Here is a 17548-nt window from a genome sequence, read left to right on the forward strand (position 1 = left end):
GCGGAGAAAATAAAATGACAGGTGAAAAAGGTATGGGATTAGAAAATATAAATCAACTATTAAATGACCAGGAATTAAGAACCAAATTAGATACACTAGTAAATGGGCAAATTAATCTAGGTAACAAACAAAAAATTGCAGGTGAACTTCAGGAACAATTCGATCATATGAGAAAACTGGTAAATGTTCTAAAAGAGACCGTTACTTTTTTTGTCTTTGATTCCGATAATAGAGTGATTTTTCCAGAAAATGAAGCAAATAATCAACCAATAAATGCACTAATTAATACATTAGAACCTTTTTCAAACATCATTCATAATGTTATGGAAAACGGAGAGTGGAATGGAACAATCCAGTATGCTGATTCAAAGGAAAATGAAAACTGGTATGAAGCAAATATTCAGCAATTTTCGAAATCTGATCACAAACCGGGACTGTTTTTCATGTCATTAATGGAAATGGCAGCTGACTCAGATGATTATCAAAGAACCTTGCAGTTAGTAGAATCTAATCACAAAAAAATGCTAAAAGAAATCATGAATTTAGTCTTTAAATTAAAGATGGTTGATGGAGAGCCTGCGATTACTTTTATGGAAGGGAAGCTGGCACAAAAGCTTCACATTTCACAAAATATCAATTCTGTACTGGGAAATATAGATAAAAAAGTATATTTGCTGATGAAAAAAAAGATAAAAAATGCATTTCAAGGTGAAGAACAGGTTTTCCAGTTTTATTTCAAAGGGGTATATCTCAATACAATGTTATCACCATTATATGAAGATGGTGTGGTGACAGAAGTTGTCGGGACAGCGATGGATATATCATTATATGAATACTCCCAGCAGCAAATTGAATATTTAGCAACACACGATGCATTAACAGACTTACCAAACAGACATAAATTAATGCAAGATATGGAATTATTTGTACATAGAGATCAAGCAAAACAACCGAAAGCTGTCATTTTTTGTGATTTAGACAGACTGAAAAGTATTAATGATACAATCGGGCAGGTGGCGGGAGACCAGGTTGTTTCCCTTATTGCTAATAGAATCCAGGCGTTTACACCTGACAACAGCTATTTATACCGGCTGGGCGGCGATGAGTTCGTCCTCGTTATTGATCAATCCGTTGAAGATGTGAACAATTTATCAGAGCAGGTACTGCAAAAAATCAGACAGCCTATTGTAATTGCTAATCATGATTTTTATATGACTGCAACAATAGGGATCAGCTATACTTATGAACCTGCAAATAAAGCTGAAGAATATATTAATCGCGCAAGTATTGCAGTACATTATGGAAAAGTGCACGGTGGCAATCAAGTCTATGAATACAATAAAAGAATGAGTCAAACCTATAATGAACTATTATTATTAGAGTCTGATATCAGAAAAGCATTTAAACTGAATGAATTCAAACTGGCTTACCAGCCTAAAGTAGATGTGCAAACAAACAGTATAGTTGGAGTGGAAGCGTTAATCAGGTGGGAACACGGTAAGAAAGGAAAGATCCCTCCGTCAACCTTTATTCCAATAGCTGAAGAAATCGGCATGATCCATGCAATCGGTGAATGGGTTCTTTATGAAGCTTGCCGTCAATTCATGAGATGGAAAGAAGCTGGAGCTAAACCGGTAATCATAGCTGTAAATGTATCAGCAATTGAATTACAGCAAGCTGATTTCTTATCCAAGGTCAAAAAGATTATTCGCGAAACAGGCATGGATCCTAATTATCTGGAGATTGAAATAACGGAAAACAGTGTAATGCAGAACACTAATGAATGCATTAAAACGATGAAAGAATTAAGAAAGATGGGAATATCCTTGTCGATCGATGATTTTGGGACAGGTTACTCATCTATGGGTTATTTGCAAAAGTTTCCGATTAACTACTTGAAAATTGATCAATCTTTTATTAAAGAATTATTCACGGAAACAGGAAGTGCGGAGATTATTAAAGCAATGATTCAATTAGGTCATACTTTTGGGTTAAAGGTAGTCGCAGAAGGTGTTGAAGGAGAAAATATCTTAAGTTTTATTCGGGATGAAGAATGTGATTATTATCAAGGTTATTTTTATAGTAAACCGCTTGATGCTAATCAAATAGGGAAGAAACTAAAGACAGTTCATTAGTTGATTCTTAAGAAAATCCCGATTGTAGGATTAACAAGAAGGAATAGGTGGTAGTATATGATTAAAGTGTTATTTGTATGTTTAGGAAATATATGTCGTTCACCAATGGCAGAAGCGGTGTTTCGGCAAATTGTTCAAGAAAAAGGGATGGAGGATAAATTCTTTATTGATTCTGGAGGAATGGGTAATTGGCATATTGGCAAGCCGCCGCACGAAGGAACAAGAAAGATATTAGATGAACTGAACATTTCTTATGAAGGACTAAAGGCAAGACAAATCAGTCTCAAAGATTTAACGGCTTTTGATTATATTATTGCAATGGATGAGCAAAATATGAATGATTTAGCCGGTTTAGGGGAACATTCAGAAGATGTCGTTGTAAGAAAACTGATGGATTTTGTTGAAAATGCAAAAGAAATAAATGTTCCTGATCCCTATTTTACAAAGAATTTTAATTATACTTATGAATTAGTAAAAGAAGGTTGTGAACATCTGTTTTCATTCATTGAGAATCGGCATCGTGAAATTAAATAAGGGAAGGATGAAGAGTCAATGGGTAAAGAATTGTTAGTGAAAGGTATGATTACTGGAGCTGTAGTGGGCGGGTTATTAACTCTGTTTGATCGTGATACAAGAAAATACGTTGGTACTAAATGTATACAGTCAAAAGATAGTATTCGTTATTATGCGCAACATCCAGCTGATTTTGTCCATCAGGTAAACAGCACTTATCAGAAATGTTCTCATCTGTTAATGAAAGGATTAAATCAAGCGGAAAATGCCCTTCAACAATTAGAAGAAACTACTGGAAACAAAGATAACCAATGAGTAAGCAGACATGGCTGGATAATCCGTTCATTCAATTTTTGAAACAACTGTTTAAACGAATTAATAATGATGATGTTCCAGGCCTTGCTGCACAATTATCTTATTTCTTTTTATTATCTTTATTCCCTTTCATGATCTTTCTTGTTACACTAGTTGGTTTCCTCCCATATAATAACATTGATGTAATAAATTTTATATCTAATTACGCACCACAAGAGATTGTTACATTGTTAAATGATAATATAACGCAGATTATGAGTGATCGGAATGGCGGTTTGTTATCCATTGGTATACTCGGTACTTTATGGTCAGCATCGAATGGAGTAAACGCCTTAATGCGGGCATTTAATCAAGCTTATAATATTGAAGAAGAAAGATCATTTATCGTTGTGCGCGGTATTTCCATTATCTTAACGATTGCGATGGTATTTGTTATCATCATAGCATTTGCACTTCCGGTTTTTGGTCGTATGATAGGGGAATACATCTTTTCTTTTATTGGATTGTCTGATGACTTTATATCATTATGGAATACATTAAGATGGGTGATCTCGTCTGTCATCTTTTTCATCGTGTTATCTGCATTATATCTTCTTGCACCGAGTAAACGTGTCAAATTCAAGTATATATATATTGGTGCTATTTTTTCGACGATTTGCTGGCAATTAACATCTTTGGCGTTTTCTTACTATGTATCATCAATCGGAAATTATTCTGCAACATATGGCAGTCTTGGCGGTGTCATAATCTTAATGTTATGGTTTTATTTATCGGCAATGATTATTATTGCAGGTGGCGAGATAAACGCTTTGTATGAAAAAAAGAAAAAACAGCTGCAGACACATTAAAGGGCTAAAGTTGAGCGACAATAGGTTATCACAGCGCTAACCGTCTGTAATACCCCCACTGATCAAAGTCTCACTTTATCCACACTGAAATCCGAACGATTGTGAATCGTTCGGATTTGTTTGCTTATCGAAAAAACAAAGATTAAGAACAAATGTATTGTTCTAGAGAAGAAGATTTGTATATTAAACGAAGATTAACGACAAATCCAAGGCCCGGGGGAAGAAGATTTGTATATTAAACGAAGATTAACGACAAATCCAAGGCCTGAGGGAAGAAGATTTGTATATTAAACGAAGATTAACGACAAATCCAAGGCCCGAGAGGAGAAGATTTGTCGATTAAACCGGGATAATCGACAAACCCAAGGCCTGAGGGAAGAAGATTTGTCGATTAAACCAGGATTATCGACAAATCCAAGGCCTGAGGGAAGAAGATTTGTCGATTAAACGAAGATTAACGACAAATTCAAGGCCGAGAGGAGAAGATTTGTCGATTAAACGAAGATTAACGACAAATCCAAGGCATCAGAGAAGAAGATTTGTTTATAAGAGTTAACAGTATACAATTATTCCTTCAGAGAGAGAGAAAATCTTTACAAAATTCAAAAAGCCCCTTCCATGGAATGCGGTTATTCCTTTAGTGCTTCGTATTGCGGATTAGCTGTAATTATCTATTATATATAGTTCTGTTTCTGGATCAACTTTCTTCATTATGTCTCAATCCCTTTTCTAGCTTCATTAACATAAATGCCATGAAGCTATCTTTTGCTCAGCTTCATGGCACATGGCATAATTACTAATTTCTATTCCACTTTAACTTCGCAATAATCTTAATCCATTTAAAATAACTAAAATGGTGCTTCCCTCGTGTCCAATAACTCCTAATGGTAAGTCAATAACTTGCATGAAGTTAGATGCAATCAGACATAGGATCACGAGAATAGAGAAAGCGATATTCTGCTTTATGATCCGATTCATTTTATGGGATACCTTGATTGCCTCGACAATTTTGGGAAGATCACTTTTTACAAGGACAATATCAGCAGTCTCTAATGCTACATCACTCCCTGTCCCCATCGCAATTCCAATATCTGCTGTAGCTAAGGCTGGTGCGTCATTGACACCATCCCCGATCATTGCAACATTTTCATAAGCGGATGATAAACGTTCCAGCTCAGCCACTTTATCAGAAGGCAGACAATTCGCTTTATAATGTTTAATCCCTGCCTGAGAAGTAATCGACTTTGCTGTCTCTTCATTATCTCCTGTTAACATAACTGTTTGAATGCCAAGCTGGTTTAAACTTTTTATTGCTTTGATGGCTTCCTCTCTTAATTGATCTTCTAGTGCAAACATTGCAATAATTGCTTCATTCTTTGCGACATAAACCAATGTCTTGCCAAACATATCTTTCGATTGGGAGTGATTTCTGAGAAAGTCTTCTGCTTTGTGATCACCAATTAACAGTGAGTTTCCAATTTGCCAATAGTCATCTCTATGGTAAGCTTCGATGCCTTTTCCATCAATATGAACAACGTTACTCAGATGGATTGTATTTTGATTTGTAGACCATTGGGTGATTGCATCAGCTATTGGATGATTTGACTGTCTTTCTATTTCATGAATGATCGGGATGACATCCTGCTGGTTAATGTCTTCGCGGAATATGACATCCGTTACCGCTGGTTTGCCATACGTCAAGGTGCCTGTTTTATCAAAAGCAATTGCCTTAATGTTTCCAATTGCTTCAACATGTGCACCGCCTTTAAACAAAACCCCTTTTTTTGCTCCATTGGATATAGCGGATAATGTTGCTGGCATAATGGATGCAACAAGGGCACATGGGGAGGCGACCACTAACAAAATCATCGCTCGATAGATGGTATCCTGCCAAGTCCAGTTAAATAAAAAATGTGGTAAGAACATCATGAGGGTGACAACGAGCAAAACAGTTTTTACATAAGTGCTTTCGAATTTTTCGATAAAGGTTTGAGAAGGCGACTTTTCACTTTGTGCTTGTTGAACCAGATGAATAATTTTCTGGAAGAGTGTTTCGCTCGCTAATTTAGTGATTTCAACAATAATGCTTCCATTCAAGTTAATCGTACCAGCGTAAACATCCTCATTTATCGATCTGGTTACAGGCAGAGACTCACCTGTTATGGTGCTTTCATCAACTATTGTCTGTCCTTCCAGGATCATACCATCTGCAGGAATTTTCTCGCCGGCTTTGATAAATATCTTATCACCAATTGCTAACTTAGAAACAGCTACAGTTCTATAACCTTCTGGTAATAACAGGTGGGCGCTTTCGGGTTGAAGTTTTATAAGTGCTTTTAATTCTTTTTGACTGTTTTCTTCTGTATAGGTTTCTAATGCACCTGATAAAGCAAAGATGAAAATTAAGATAGCTCCTTCTGTCCAATAGCCAATGGATGCAGCGCCGACAGCGGCAATAATCATCAGTAACTCTACATTTAATTTTCGGTCTCTTACAGTCTCTGTAATCCCTTCTCTTGCCTTGGCATAACCACCAATTACAAAAGAACTGAGCAGAAGTGTGATGAATAACCAATCTGATAAAAAATCATGCAAAATCCATGTGAACAGAATGATAGCTCCACTAATCATTGCAGCGATAAGTTCTGAGTGTTTTCTGAGTAACGAGAAGTCTTTTACAGATAGTAAAGAGGCTTTATTTGTAATAAATTTAATATAAGTACTCATATCTTCCTCCTCCAATTCTTAATTGAGAATAAAATTCATTATCTTCCTTGTGTTGATAATAATAATCATTATCTTTTATTATAATTATTATAAATTAATAATTACTATAATTATATTCCGTTTCTCCAAATAGTCAATAGTTATAAAATATAATAAAAGAAAAAATGGATTATAACAGATTCATAGATTGGATGAGTACAGGAATAAATTATCTTGAAAAATAAAGGATTAACTGTTATATTTTAAAAAGAGTTAAATATATAACAATAAAAAGGGGTGGCAGATTTGAAGAAAGTTTTTTTCATTCTTACATTTATTCTGACAGGGTTGTTAGCAGCCTGTGGAACAGCAAGTGAGGATAATGCCAATCAGGAGGAAGCAAACAATACAGAGAATAATAACAGTGAAACTGCTGAATCTGACGGTCAGAAATGGAATCAGATCGAAGAAAAAGGAGAAATCATTGTAGGAACATCAGGGACATTAATTGCTGCATCTACATATGAAGAAGGTACTGATAAATTAACAGGGTATGATGTAGAAATTATGAGAGAAATTGCGGATAGATTAGGACTGGAAGTGAAATTTGAAATATTAGGAATTGATGGTATGCTTCCAGCGATCCAAAGTGGAAGAATTGATGTAGCTGTAAATGATATTGAAGTAACAGACAAGAGAAAAAAGCAGTTTGCTTTCTCTGATCCATATAAATATTCTTATACAACAATGGTTGTCAGAAAAGGTGATTACTCAGGTATTAACAGCCTGGAGGATTTGGAAGGAAAACGAGCTGGTGGCGGGGCAACAACTATTTTCAGCCAAATTGCAGAACATTTTGGTGCAGAAGTTATCACATATGGCAATGCACCAAATGAGGCATACTTGAGAGATGTTGATAATGGCAATACGGATGTCATTGTTAACGACTATTACCTGTCTAAATTTGGTGTTGCAGCATTTCCGGACTTCGATATTATGTTACATCCAGAGTTGAAATTCCATCCAACAGAACAAGCTGTTGTTATGCCACAAGAAGCAACTGTATTACAAACAAAAATTAATGAAAAACTTGCAGAAATGCGTGATGATGGAACATTATCTGAGCTCGCAATTCAATTTTACAAAGAAGATGCTTCCAAAAAGCCTGAAGGAGAAATTGAAGAGATCGAAGGACTTGATTTATAAGGTGTGAGAACTCGATGCAGGATTTTTTTGATATTAAATTAGCGATAGAGAACTTACCATTTATTCTTAGCGGCTTACCAAGGACCATTGCTGTATCGTTTGTGGCGATGGCTCTGGGACTTGTGCTGGGGTTATTCATCTCCCTTGCACGAAGTTCTGATATGATGTTGTTAAGGTATCCAGCAAGACTGTATATATCATTTATGCGCGGTACACCTATCATAGTGTTTCTGTTTATTTTATATTATGGACTGCCAATGATTGAAATCAGATTATCTGCATATATGGCAGCAGTGATTGGATTTGGATTGAACAGTGCTGCCTATATTGCAGAAGTGATTCGTTCCTCCATTAACAGTGTCCCATATGGGCAATGGGAATCAGCTAAAGCATTAGGCTTAAGTTATTGGCAGACATTGAGACAAATTATTCTTCCACAAGGTGTGAGAATTGCACTGCCGCCATTGACAAATGTTTTCCTGGACCTTGTGAAAGCTACTTCTCTAGCTGCTGTTATTACAGTTCCGGAACTGTTCCAGAAAGCGCAAATTGCAGGGGGAAGGGAATTTGATTCATTAACAATGTATATTTTAGTTGCCTTAATCTATTGGCCGCTATGTATTGTTATTGCATTTTTTCAGGAGAAAATGGAAGCGCGTTTTAGTCGATATGTTAAATGAAATAGGTTGGGGAAAATACTCGCTTTCACCACGGGCATAAGGGCGACATCTACTCAAGTAAAATACGCTTGAGCAGTCTCTTCTTTACCGCGGGCACACATCAGCCTCCTCAGAAGCACAAATCGCGCTTCCTGCGGGGGCTTCGGTTGTTGCTGTTCCCGCTGAAGTCTCGCATTTTCCCCAGCTTTTATTTAATTCCTAAATTAATAATTCGAATATGCCATTGTCACAACCTCTTTATACAAGTGTTATTCCTTCCACCCTATCACCCGAATTCTTTTATAATCAGCGCTCCATTTGCCGTTTTTGTACATCTGCCTTTTTAGGTTTCTTTCTATGTTGGTTAAGATTTGTTCTTGCTCTTGTTTGCTTGTTTGTTCAAATAAGTGTGAAGCAAACATTTCTATCCATTTTCTTAATCCATCCTCGCCTTCTAATGGTGTGGGTCGATCAAAATGCTGTGCAAAAACCACTCGAAATCCAGTACTCTCCATCAGCCTGCTGTATTCTCCAATACTGGGAAAATACCATGGAAAGCGTTCTGAACTTTCTGTTATAGAAAACTGTTCTTTCAGTTGATCTGTAATCAATTGGACATTGCCATTTCCTCCAAACTCAGCAACAAATCTTCCACCAGGTTTTAATGCATGATAAATATTGGCTAAAGCTGCCTTTGGTTGTTTAATCCAATGAAGGACAGCATTGGAAAAGACAGCATCAAATTCTTCCGCAAAATTCATTTTTAATATATCTACTACTTTAAAATCAATCTCTGGATATTTCATACAAGCCTGGTCAATCATGTTTTGCGACTGATCAATGCCAGTAATATTAACACCTGCAATTTTTAATTGATTGGCAAGGTCTCCTGTTCCACAGCCAATATCCAATATACTTTCCCCTTTTTTTGGAGCTAATAGTTCGATAACATTACTGCCGAAATTAGAAACGAATTTATGTTGCTGATCATACAAATCTGCATTCCATGAATCTTTCATCATCAATCATCCCCGCCTTCTTTTTTTGTTAGTGCTATTATATGGCAGTTTATATATAATGAAAACTAAATAAAAAGCTAAATATTAATAACAATCTGTTATTGGTGGTGAGATAGTGGATATAAAATGGATAAAAACATTTATTATTGCTGCAAAACATGAGAATTTCCGAAAAGCTTCAGAAGAGTTATTTTTAACTCAGCCTGCTGTAACCAAGCATGTGAAAAGACTGGAAGCACATCTTCAAATTACATTATTTAAAAAAGCAGGAAAGATGGTAAAGTTAACTGCTGCCGGTCATAAATTTCTGTCATATGCGAAAGAGCTGTTAGCAAGCTATGAAACTGGATTAGCAAACTTTGAGTTATGGAAACAAGGTTATTCAAGAAAGTTAGTACTTGCTGTTGCTCCCCAAATAGCATCATCCTTTCTGCCAAATTTATTACGAAAGTTTATGAAGTTAAATCCTGACATCGAGATATTGATTAATGTAAGAAATTCATTTGAAATCGGGGAGGAAATATCCAGTGGCAATGCCGATATTGGTCTGACAAGGCTTGAGCCATTACAGAAGAACTTGCATACAGAGGTGTTGCATAAAGAAGATGTTACCTTAGTAGGACCAGCAAATAGACAACTATCGGAAGAAGATGCCTTGAATCAATACAGGTTGATAACAAATAATCACCCTGAATACTGGGAGGACCTATTAATGGATATAAAAATATATTTTCCTCTCATTCAGACAATGGAAGTGAATCAAATGGAAGTAACAAAGAAATTTATCGAAAATGGTTTAGGTGTATCCTATCTACCGAAATCAATTGCAGGAGACGAAGTAAGGCAGGGGAAGCTACGCGAGATAACAGCTGAAAAAATAATTACCCCTTTATCGTATACCTATATCACAACGAAGATAGAAACAGCTGAAGTAAGCGAATTTATTTATTTTTTGAGAAGAGCTTTATCCGAAATAAATTCATAAACTGTGAAGGAATTGAGGTGTTTAATAGAGAATGTTAACTATAACTCAGTCTGAGAGAAGGGAGAGATAGCGAATGATGATATCGAAGGAAACGTTTAAAAAGACAAGTGATTGGATGAAAAGAAATGCAAGACCGTTAGAAGCTGCCAGGTGGGATTATTTGTTTAATGGCAATAATAAAGAGGGTGTAATGAGAGTTTTACAAGCGTACCAAAATGACGATGGAGGATTTGGTCAAGGAATAGAGCCGGATTTCTGGTTACCTTCTTCTTCCTCCATTGCTTCATGGTTTGCTGGTCAAATTCTGCTGGAAGTGGAAGCCTCGAAAGATGATGAGATGGTTGCTGCATTAATAGATTATTTAGTTGATACCTGTAATAGAGAGTTAGGATTATGGGTGACTGTTTTACCAGAAAATAATGACTACCCACATGCACCATGGTGGCATTGGGAAGAGAATGTTCAAGAAAATTGGATGTACAATCCGACTGCAGAATTAGCTGGTCTTCTTTTGTATTGGTCTGAGGAGCAAAGTGAGGCATTTCTCCTTGCGAATGAAGTGCTGGGTCAAGCTTTGAGACGATTAATGGAAGCTGAGCAGATGGATTTCCACGAGATCAATAATTATCAGCAATTATACAAAATCATATCAAGTAAGGGAGCAAGCACTACTGACCGTCTATCTTACACATTGGATCAAATTTTTACCAAAATATCAGCATTAATTGACGATAGTGTCGAAAAGGACATAAGTTTATGGGCAACAGGGTATAGACCTTTACCATTAACTTTTGCAGTAAGTCCCGAAGATCCTTTTTATCATACAATTGATGTTGATTTGATTGAAGCTAATTTACTTTTTTATAGAAAGCAAATGAATGATGAGGGGATTTGGAATATCGCATGGGACTGGCGGCAATTTCCAGAAGAATTTCCTGTAGCCAGAAGGTATTGGGAAGGAATACAAGCTATCAACAGATACAAAATAATAAAGTCATTTCATTGGTTAGAATAAGGAAGGGTATACCTTCAAGTTGTTTCAATTAATATTCCAGTACTTTATTGATCGCAGTGCCAAACGTCTGAATACCCTAAACGAAAAGAATCAAGTAACAAGCAGGGAGTAAGTGGGGAGCCGCTGAGCATCCTGATAAATCAGGGTTTAAGGAAGTATGTCGTTATTGGTATAGAATAAAAAATGACAACATAGAGTAATAGCAGATAGAGAGAAATACTAATTTTAAAAGAATAAATCTTTTAAAATTGTGTAAATAATCAGATTATAATTTCTAATCTATTTTTCTCTATGATATGATGAAATTTGAACATATTTTAGTAGTTTAAAAAGACAAAAAAAGAGGTGTAAAGCAATGAAAATCATAGTAGCAGGTGGAGATGGATTTTGCGGTTGGCCGACCGCTCTTTATTTATCACAGAAAGGCCATGATGTATCAATTATTGACAGCATGGTAAGAAGAAAGATTGATAGCGAACTACATTCTAACTCTTTAACGCCAATAGCATCACTGGAAGAACGTGTTGCAAAGTGGAAAGAGCTTACAGGGAAAGAAATCCGGATATATGAAGGTGATCTAGTTCATTATGATTTCTTAAAAGAAGTGTTAAAAAGAGAGATGCCGGATGCTTTTGTTCATTTTGCTGAACAGAGATCTGCACCATATTCTATGATTGATCGTGAACATGCTGTCTATACCCAGCATAACAATGTTACAGGAACATTAAATGTACTTTTTGCAATTAAAGAATTGGTTCCTGATTGTCATTTGATAAAATTGGGTACACTAGGAGAGTATGGAACACCGAATATTCAAATTGAAGAAGGATATATTGAAATTGAGCACAAAGGCAGAAAAGATGTACTGCCGTTCCCTAAACAGCCAGGTTCTTTCTACCACTTATCTAAAGTACATGACAGCCATAACATTATGTTTGCATGTAGAATCTGGGGTATACGTGCAACCGATTTAAATCAGGGAATTGTATATGGATTAGATACAGAAGAAACAAAGCTGGATCCTGTGCTTACAAATCGTTTAGATTATGATGGTGTTTTTGGAACCGCATTAAACAGGTTTATTATCCAGTCAACGATAGGTCATGATCTTACAGTTTACGGTAAAGGTGGACAAACTAGAGGATTTTTACATATTAAAGATACGGTTCGCTGTATTGAAATTGCTGCGGAAAATCCTGCAGATAAAGGTGAATTCCGTGTGTTTAACCAATTTACTGAAGAGCACAGTGTCGGAGATTTAGCAGCTAAGGTTAAGAAAGTAGCTGATGAGGAAGGCTTCCCGACAAATATTGCTAACTTGGAAAACCCAAGGGTAGAATTGGAAGATCATTATTTCCATGCAGAAAATACAAAATTAAAGGACCTTGGTCTAGAGCCGCATTTATTAGATGAAGAAGTAATAAGAGAAATTCTGAGAACGGTTGTACAACACAAAGATCGTGTAATTAAAGAGAATATATTGCCTCAAGTTACATGGAAATAATTAATATGTGATAATATTTTACCGTTAAGGATGGTTCTTTATGAAAATTTTAGTGATCACAGAAACATTCTTACCATCAACGGATGGAGTTGTGACTCGCTTAACTAACAGTATTCGCTATTTCTTAAAATCAGGTCATCAGGTGCAGATTATTGCACCTGATCTTGGCGTATATGAATTTGAGGGTGCAAAGGTGATAGGTGCAAAAGCAACAAGACTTTTTTTCTATCGCTCAAAGCAATTCGCACTGCCGTCAAGTAAAGTAAAACAAATGATACAGTCCTATGACCCTGATGTCATTCATGTAGTAAATCCTGCATTACTCGGAGCTTCAGGTGTCTATTATGCCAAAAAATTAGGTTATCCTCTGTTAGCATCCTACCATACTCAAGTGCCGAAATATGCAGATTATTATCATTTATCGATTTTTAAAGGGCTGTTATGGTGGTATTTCCGTAAATTGCATAACATGGCAGATTTAAATCTGTGTACATCGCAAGTCGTTCACCAAGAGTTAGTAGAGCAGGGCTTTAACAATATTCATGTATGGAAAAGGGGTGTTGATACTACCTTGTATCATCCTCGTCATTATAATGATTCTATGCGTGAGAAACTAACAAATGGAGAAGTAAATAAAAAACTGCTATTATATGTTGGCAGATTAGCTCCGGAAAAAGAAATTGAAAAAATCAGAAATTTATTAGAAGCTTCTGATCAGTTTGTTCTTGCCATTGTTGGAGATGGTCCTCACCGGGAAGTGTTAGAAACTCATTTCCAAGGAACAAATACAGTCTTTACAGGCTATATGCATGGGCAGGAATTAGCAAGCGCCTATGCTTCTTCGGACGTATTCGTCTTTCCATCCACAACGGAAACATTAGGATTAGTTATTACGGAGGCAATGGCTTCAGGATTGCCAATTGTCGCAGCTAAAAGTGGGCCAACCTGTGAGCAAATAGATGATGGACAAACTGGACTATTGTATGACCAGCATATAGATGGAGACTTTACACGGACCATTTTGCAATTTGAAGATGAAACGTTACGAAAAAGACTTGCCAAAAAGGCACGTGATGAAATAGCTGATATGGGCTGGGATGCTCAATCGAAGCAGGTTCTAGATTTTTATCATGAATTATCAGGATCCAAGCAGGCAAGTTATACAGACTTAGACAAGGAAAACGAGCAAAGTAAATAAACTTGCATCACTGGAGTGTCTTTATGAGTACCGTAAAAAGAAAAAGTGGCCGTTTTCAGTTTTTACAATTTGGGATTATCGGTGTTGGTAATGCACTTATTGATATTGGAACACTTAACCTTTTATTATTACTTTTTTATACCGACGACAGAATGTTGTTGCTTGTCTATAATACCATTTCCTATAGTCTGGCTGTTGCAAACAGTTATTTTTGGAATGCCAGTGTGACTTTCAATCGAACATCAGAAGGAAGCAATTATCAACGAATTGGCTTTTTTATTCAAGCACTTATTAGTCTGGGAATCAGCAATATTGTATTTATTGGACTGAACAGCCTGATGGAATGGTTAGGAGTGCTTAATTGGTTAAGGTATAATCTCGCCAAAGGACTCGCAATGCTTCTTTCCTCTTTAGCTAGTTTTTTTATGGTAAAATATTATGTTTTTAAAGATTATAAAAAGAGAAATGTATAAGCTTTTACCTGTAATATTTCACCATTTATGCTAAACTAACAAGAAACTAGTGCAGGAGGTATATAGATGGATTTCTATCTTAAAGAGGGTGGACTGCGAACAAAATTGCCATATGGGGAACTGGATATTTCCGGTAATGAGGAATGCGGATATCGTCCTTATCAATTAATGGTTGCTTCTATTGCAGGCTGCAGCGGATCTGTATTTCGTAAAGTTTTGGAAAAGCAAAGGATTAATATAGATGACTTACATATTAGTGCAGAAGTCACACGAAATCCAGATGAGGCGAATCGTTTAGAATCAATTGATTTGCACTTTGTTGTGAAAGGCGCGCACTTAAATCGGGAAAAACTTGAAAAGACACTTGAAGTAGCAAGGAAAAATTGTTCCATGATCAGGACAATCGAGAACTCTGTGAAAATAACGGAATCATTAGAAATTATCAAATTAAGCAATTAAATGTAACGAATAAATCTTTATTAATTACCCTACACTAAGGAAAAAAGAAAGGGCGAAATTAATGAAGAAAATAGTATTATCCTTAATACTGCTATTTATAATATGTATCAATCCATTGTATGCGGAGAAACTCGAGATCCCTAATCATGTTGTTCCGGTTGAAAAGGAAAACACAGCTCAACAAATGAAAGAAGAAGAAACAATTGCCGAGCCTAGTGAATTTGTTAAAGAGTTAATCGATAGTGTTGACATTAAAATAGAAAATCCTGACTTGGTTAAAATGCTTAATGAATCGGAAATTAATCCATCCCCTCTTGCAATTGGATACAGGGGTAATGTGTATTTAGGCCACTGGCCATTGCGCTATGATTCTAAGGAGTCAAATGTTAATTGGGAATTTCAACTAATTAATAATAATGAAGCAAATAACTACAATGGTGAGAAAAATATCGGGATTAATTATGAGCAATTAGAAGAGAAGCATATCAAGGGCGGATTGACATCAAAAGTAAACCACCCTGATCAGATTATGACAATGATCATAAATTCTGCTGAAAAAAGACATTCTATTCCGTTAACATTTCATGCGGTATTTGGCAAAGGAACAAGGTTGAGCCAGACATATGACGTACCAGTAAATAAAGTTGGTTCATTAAAAGCATTTGCTTCCGCATTGCAGGAAAAAGGACAGATTACCTTTGGTGAAGTGTATATTGAACTGAAGGGTTCCAAGAAGAAACTGGTGGTAAAGAATGTCACGAAACAAGAAGTTGGAGCATTTATCCCAGTAGAAAATCATATAGCATTTTCATATAAAAATTATTAAGATCTCTATAACCCTGCTATTATTGCAGGGTTTTTGATCTTTAAAAGAAATTTCACATACAAAAAAGTGCATATCTTTAGAGAGGTCTTGATCAGCTGCTATTGCCAAACAGACGGTGGACAATCAGGGTAAAATACATTAGTATTGTCAATGGAATTCAAAAACTATACAAGAAAAAGGGGCTTTACTTGTGGCAGAACAAAATCCAAAAATTCAACAATTAAGATTACAATTAGAACGATTTATTGAGCAGTTAGATCAACTTGATCCAGAGGAGACTTCTGTTGAAGATGTGGATCAACTAATTGAGTTAATTGAAAAAATTGAGCAAAATCTAGATAGAAAATAAGAGAGGGTTATCGGTATGGAATGGGTTGCTGTAGCATCAATAATAACGATGCTCATCTTAAGTCTACTTCGTGTCCATGTTATTTTTTCTATAATCATTGCCGCAATTGTTGCGGGTGTTTTATCAGGAATGAATATCCAGGATACAATTGAAATGCTTATTAATGGAATGGGTGGACAATCAAGTACTGCTTTAAGTTACATTTTGTTAGGTGTTTTTGCCGTAATGATTAATTATACAGGCATTACAACAATACTTGTTCGGGGATTAATTCGCGTTTTAACAGGTAAGAAAACAATGATCGTGTTAGTTATTGCTGGAATAGCATGTTTATCACAAAATGCTATTCCAGTCCACATTGCTTTTATTCCAATTCTGATACCGCCATTATTAAAAATATTTGATCAAATGAAATTAGATCGCCGGGCTGTTGCAACAGCATTAACTTTCGGTTTAAAAGCACCTTATATGGCGATTCCAATTGGATTCGGTCTTATTTTTCATGAAACGATTCAAGAAGGTATGAAAGCAAATGGAGTAGAATTATCGGTTAATGAAATTGCTTTATCACTGTTAATACCAGTGCTTGGTATGGTGATTGGTCTATTGATCGCTGTTTTTATCACTTATCGAAAAGATCGTGAAGCGAAGCAATGGCTTCCTGTTAATTGGCAAGAGGAGAATAGTGATAAGGACAATGACATAACATTTCAAACAAAACATGTGCTAACTATTGTCGCAATCATTATTGCATTACTGGTACAAATATTTACAGAAAAAGAAGGGCTTGTAATTGGTGCCTTGTCTGGTATTATAAGTATGGTCATTTTCTTCGCAGTACCATTAAAAGAGGGAGATGCCTTTGTTCAAAAAGGTGTGACAATGATGGGGACCATTGCATTTGTAATGCTGGTCGCATCAGGTTTTGCTGCCATCCTTAAAAACACTGGAGCTGTTAATGCACTTGTAGAATCCTCTTCAGCAATGCTTGGCAACAATCATGCAGTTATCTCGTTTATTTTATTATTAGTAGGTCTGCTAATTACCCTAGGTATAGGATCATCATTTGGAACAATCCCGATTATCGCTGCATTATATGTTCCGATTTGTGCTGCTGCAGGCTTTTCTCCTATGGCGATCGCGACATTAATCGGTACAGCTGCTGCATTAGGGGATGCTGGTTCTCCGGCTTCTGACAGTACGATGGGCCCTACTTCCGGTTTAAGTGCAGACGGGAAACATCATCATATTTGGGATACTTGTGTACCGACATTTTTACATTTTAATATCCCTTTGTTTATTTTTGGCTGGTTTGCCAGCATTATTTTATAATTTCTT

At 36.1% G+C, this 17548-nt stretch carries 17 protein-coding genes; 15 read left to right on the forward strand and 2 right to left on the reverse strand.

Annotated features, from left to right (window positions below; genetic code table 11):
- Nucleotides 1–14 precede the first annotated feature (14 nt).
- The 4 genes from F9U64_RS15110 to F9U64_RS15125 are packed head-to-tail and all read left to right on the forward strand — an operon-like array spanning nt 15 to nt 3811.
- Nucleotides 15–2135: a putative bifunctional diguanylate cyclase/phosphodiesterase gene (locus F9U64_RS15110; protein ID WP_228275746.1), complete on the forward strand. Its 2121-nt coding sequence runs from the start codon at nt 15–17 to the stop codon at nt 2133–2135.
- Nucleotides 2136–2192: 57 nt separating this feature from the next.
- Entirely contained in the window at nt 2193–2669 is a 477-nt protein-coding gene (locus F9U64_RS15115) for a low molecular weight protein-tyrosine-phosphatase (RefSeq protein ID WP_153405388.1), read from the forward strand.
- A gap of 18 nt (nt 2670–2687) precedes the next feature.
- Nucleotides 2688–2963, forward strand: coding sequence for a hypothetical protein (locus tag F9U64_RS15120; protein ID WP_153405391.1), 276 nt, complete (start codon nt 2688–2690; stop codon nt 2961–2963).
- Nucleotides 2960–3811, forward strand: a complete 852-nt coding sequence (locus tag F9U64_RS15125; RefSeq protein WP_153405394.1) for a YihY/virulence factor BrkB family protein — start codon at nt 2960–2962, stop codon at nt 3809–3811. The genes F9U64_RS15120 and F9U64_RS15125 overlap by 4 nt, the downstream gene beginning before the upstream one ends.
- 813 nt (nt 3812–4624) lie before the next feature.
- On the opposite strand, the gene F9U64_RS15130 is transcribed toward F9U64_RS15125, so the two are convergent.
- Complete coding sequence (locus F9U64_RS15130; RefSeq protein ID WP_153405397.1) at nt 4625–6538, reverse strand: heavy metal translocating P-type ATPase; 1914 nt, start codon at nt 6536–6538, stop codon at nt 4625–4627.
- A gap of 285 nt (nt 6539–6823) precedes the next feature.
- Here F9U64_RS15130 and F9U64_RS15135 point away from each other — a divergent pair, with 285 nt between their 5' ends.
- Together F9U64_RS15135 and F9U64_RS15140 are read left to right on the forward strand one after the other, a co-directional pair.
- Nucleotides 6824–7723 carry a transporter substrate-binding domain-containing protein gene (locus tag F9U64_RS15135; RefSeq protein ID WP_153405400.1) on the forward strand — a complete coding sequence of 300 codons (900 nt, stop codon included), beginning with the start codon at nt 6824–6826 and terminating at the stop codon, nt 7721–7723.
- A 14-nt stretch (nt 7724–7737) separates the two neighbouring features.
- Nucleotides 7738–8403 (forward strand): amino acid ABC transporter permease, encoded by a 666-nt coding sequence (locus F9U64_RS15140; protein WP_153405401.1) that lies wholly within the window; start codon nt 7738–7740, stop codon nt 8401–8403.
- A 248-nt stretch (nt 8404–8651) separates the two neighbouring features.
- Here the strand turns inward: F9U64_RS15140 and F9U64_RS15145 are convergent, their stop codons facing one another.
- On the reverse strand, nt 8652–9401 hold the full coding sequence (locus tag F9U64_RS15145; protein ID WP_153405404.1) for a class I SAM-dependent methyltransferase: 750 nt from the start codon (nt 9399–9401) through the stop codon (nt 8652–8654).
- Between the two features lie 115 nt (nt 9402–9516).
- Between F9U64_RS15145 and F9U64_RS15150 the strand changes: the two genes are divergently transcribed.
- The 9 genes from F9U64_RS15150 to F9U64_RS15185 all read left to right on the forward strand — a co-directional run bounded on the left by F9U64_RS15150 (nt 9517) and on the right by F9U64_RS15185 (nt 17542).
- Nucleotides 9517–10386 carry a LysR family transcriptional regulator gene (locus F9U64_RS15150; protein WP_153405407.1) on the forward strand — a complete coding sequence of 290 codons (870 nt, stop codon included), beginning with the start codon at nt 9517–9519 and terminating at the stop codon, nt 10384–10386.
- 73 nt (nt 10387–10459) lie between these two features.
- Entirely contained in the window at nt 10460–11401 is a 942-nt protein-coding gene (locus F9U64_RS15155; protein ID WP_153405410.1) for a hypothetical protein, read from the forward strand.
- 355 nt (nt 11402–11756) lie between these two features.
- On the forward strand, nt 11757–12905 hold the full coding sequence (locus F9U64_RS15160) for an NAD-dependent epimerase/dehydratase family protein (RefSeq protein WP_153405413.1): 1149 nt from the start codon (nt 11757–11759) through the stop codon (nt 12903–12905).
- 40 nt (nt 12906–12945) lie between these two features.
- A complete protein-coding gene (locus tag F9U64_RS15165; RefSeq protein WP_153405417.1) occupies nt 12946–14103 on the forward strand; it encodes a glycosyltransferase family 4 protein in 1158 nt (385 codons plus the stop codon).
- Nucleotides 14104–14126: 23 nt separating this feature from the next.
- Nucleotides 14127–14576 carry a GtrA family protein gene (locus tag F9U64_RS15170; RefSeq protein WP_153405420.1) on the forward strand — a complete coding sequence of 150 codons (450 nt, stop codon included), beginning with the start codon at nt 14127–14129 and terminating at the stop codon, nt 14574–14576.
- A 66-nt stretch (nt 14577–14642) separates the two neighbouring features.
- Nucleotides 14643–15035 (forward strand): OsmC family protein, encoded by a 393-nt coding sequence (locus F9U64_RS15175; RefSeq protein ID WP_153405423.1) that lies wholly within the window; start codon nt 14643–14645, stop codon nt 15033–15035.
- Nucleotides 15036–15096: 61 nt separating this feature from the next.
- A complete protein-coding gene (locus F9U64_RS15180; protein ID WP_153405426.1) occupies nt 15097–15861 on the forward strand; it encodes a YfkD family protein in 765 nt (254 codons plus the stop codon).
- 190 nt (nt 15862–16051) lie between these two features.
- Complete coding sequence (locus F9U64_RS22645) at nt 16052–16210, forward strand: SE1561 family protein (protein WP_194287401.1); 159 nt, start codon at nt 16052–16054, stop codon at nt 16208–16210.
- Nucleotides 16211–16225: 15 nt separating this feature from the next.
- On the forward strand, nt 16226–17542 hold the full coding sequence (locus F9U64_RS15185; RefSeq protein WP_153405429.1) for a Na+/H+ antiporter family protein: 1317 nt from the start codon (nt 16226–16228) through the stop codon (nt 17540–17542).
- The last annotated feature ends 6 nt before the right edge of the window (nt 17543–17548 follow it).

The organism is Gracilibacillus oryzae, assembly GCF_009498735.1.
Classification (GTDB): domain Bacteria; phylum Bacillota; class Bacilli; order Bacillales; family Amphibacillaceae; genus Gracilibacillus; species Gracilibacillus oryzae.